Raw genomic sequence first — 2148 nt, forward strand, 5'->3', positions numbered from 1 at the left:
CCCCAGCATCGAGGCAAAAGGCGTGGAACTGGGCTCGGGCAAGTGGAACGAGGCCGACTTGAGCGTCAACCGCGAGACGTTCACGGCCTACACCGCTCGCGTGCGCAGCGCCGTCGAAGCCGCTCAAGGAGAGCCGGCATGACCATGGCAATCCTGTCTCAGAACCTCCTGTACGCGCAGGATCTGACCCACAAGGCCGCGTGCGCCGAGCGTCACATGCGCCTTAACCCCGCGGCGGACACGCAATGGAACCGCGCCCAGGTCGCCGATGCTTACGCGGCGGCACGTCATACCGCCGGCGCCTTCGCGGTCTTTGCGGATGTCCACCCTGCGGCCAACGAAGACGAGGCCGAACTAGCATGAGCACGCAACTGATTCCGCGCCCTGTGGCGCTGGCCAAGCTGCTCGAGCTGGGCGACATGCCCCACACCGAACTCGCCATCGTTTGCGGCTGGCCGAGCGACGAGCTCACCCGCGCAGCCGTCGCCGCGAATCGGGCAGGACTGGTGACCTGGGGCAATGCCGGCGGCACCCGCTGGTATCGCGCTGGTGCATCCGAGCGCCGCGCTCGCGCGATGGGAGAACGCCCATGATCGAGAACCACCCGAAGGACGCCGCGGGCCGGCTGCTGTTTTTCCCGGGCGCGCCGTGCGCGCGGCCGGCGGAGCATTTCGCCCGCACCCTGGCGCACCTGATCGACTTCGCCCGGCTCGATKCTGGCTATTCGTGCGATCGCGCCGTCGAGCTCTCGCGCGACAACAAGCTGTGGTTTGCCGATCTGCCGGCCGCGCTGGACGTCGAGCTCGCCCTCCTGGACATCGCGCGCCCCGCGCCATTCATCGAGCCCCCCAGCAAGTTGCCGGTGCTCGCGAAGGGACGCCGAGGCCTCCCGAAGCGCCGCTACTTCCACGACACCCTATGACCTACACCGTCACATTCACAGTCCCCGGTCAGCCGTACGGCAAGGGCCGGCCGCGCGTTGGCAAGGTCAACGGCAAGGCCCGGATGTTCACGCCCGAAAAAACCGTGAACTACGAGGGCTTGGTGGCGTGGACCGCTCAGGCAGCCATGGCTGGCCGTGCGCTTCTCGATGGCCCGGTGCAGGTCAACATGCATCTGACCTGCGAGGTCCCGGCCAGCTGGTCGAAGAAGAAGCAGGCGCAGGCGCTCAACCTCGAGATCCTGCCGACCAGCAAGCCCGACATCGACAACTGCGTGAAGGCGGTCTTCGATGCGATGAACGGCGTGGTCTGGAAGGACGATGTGCAGTGCTGCTCGGTCTGCGTCGCCAAGCGCTACGGCGCCACGCCCGGCGTGCTTGTCCAGGTCCTGGCGCTATGAGCAGCGTTGTCCTCTACCGCAACGACGAGGGCAAGTTGGCCGGCCTGGGCGACAAGGGCCACCGGCAGTTCGAGAAGTTCAAGCGCGCGACCGCCGCGCTGGAGCCGGGTGAGACAGTGGAGTTTGAATACCGGCTGCCGCGCAGCCCGAAGCACCACCGCTATTTCTTCTGGAAGCTAAAGGGCCTGTTCAATCGACAGGAGACGTTCGAGCACGAGGACGACCTGCGCGCCTGGGTGCTGGTGGGCGCCGGCTTCTGCCACTTCATCCCCGGCACCGATGGCCAACTGGTGGCCATCCCGCGGTCGATGGACTGGGCGAAGCTGGAAGAAGCGGACTTCCTCGAGGTCCACCGCCGCGTGGATGCATTCCTGTGGGAGCCGCGCGCTCGCCGCGTGCTGTGGCCGCACCTGACCGACGACCAGAGCTTCAAGGCGGTCGAGGCGTGGCGCGTTGCGTATGACAAGTCGGGCGAACGCAAGACCCGCACGCTGCCGCCCGCCGCGATAGAGGTAGAGGCGAGGGTGATCGAGGCATGAAGCGCACACCCATGAAGCGCTCGCCGTTCAAGCGCCGAGAGATCGCCGAGGACTCGTCGAGGGCTCGCCGAGAAGTCGCCGACATCTCGCCGGCCGCGCGCGCCGCGTTGAGCCTGCGGCCGAGCCAGCCGGCCCGCGCCGTCATGGCGGTCGTCACCAGCATGGCCAAGCCGATCCCGAAGGACAACCCGGTGCGCAGCGAGCCTTATCGCCGGCTCGTCGCCGCGCTGCCGTGCATGAACTGCCGCATTGTCGGCTACAGCCAGGC

General features: G+C 67.4%; 5 protein-coding genes and 1 pseudogene. All 6 read left to right on the forward strand.

Features of this window, described 5'->3' with window-relative positions; translation table 11 throughout:
• The first annotated feature begins 138 nt into the window (after positions 1-138).
• Entirely contained in the window at positions 139-363 is a 225-nt protein-coding gene (locus tag AC1DY5_RS52665) for a hypothetical protein (protein ID WP_478122191.1), read from the forward strand.
• A complete protein-coding gene (locus tag AC1DY5_RS52670) occupies positions 360-593 on the forward strand; it encodes a hypothetical protein (RefSeq protein WP_478122192.1) in 234 nt (77 codons plus the stop codon). Before AC1DY5_RS52665 ends, AC1DY5_RS52670 begins: the two co-directional genes overlap by 4 nt.
• Positions 590-922, forward strand: a complete 333-nt coding sequence (locus tag AC1DY5_RS52675; RefSeq protein ID WP_478122193.1) for a hypothetical protein — start codon at positions 590-592, stop codon at positions 920-922. Before AC1DY5_RS52670 ends, AC1DY5_RS52675 begins: the two co-directional genes overlap by 4 nt.
• Positions 919-1341 (forward strand): RusA family crossover junction endodeoxyribonuclease, encoded by a 423-nt coding sequence (locus tag AC1DY5_RS52680; RefSeq protein ID WP_478122194.1) that lies wholly within the window; start codon positions 919-921, stop codon positions 1339-1341. Before AC1DY5_RS52675 ends, AC1DY5_RS52680 begins: the two co-directional genes overlap by 4 nt.
• On the forward strand, positions 1338-1880 hold the full coding sequence (locus AC1DY5_RS52685; protein ID WP_478122195.1) for a DUF1367 family protein: 543 nt from the start codon (positions 1338-1340) through the stop codon (positions 1878-1880). Before AC1DY5_RS52680 ends, AC1DY5_RS52685 begins: the two co-directional genes overlap by 4 nt.
• Positions 1877-2148: pseudogene (locus AC1DY5_RS52690) on the forward strand (hypothetical protein); the annotation flags it as partial. The gene AC1DY5_RS52685 and the pseudogene AC1DY5_RS52690, both read left to right, overlap by 4 nt.

The sequence above is a fragment of the Variovorax sp. P4_D9 genome (genome assembly GCF_056401695.1).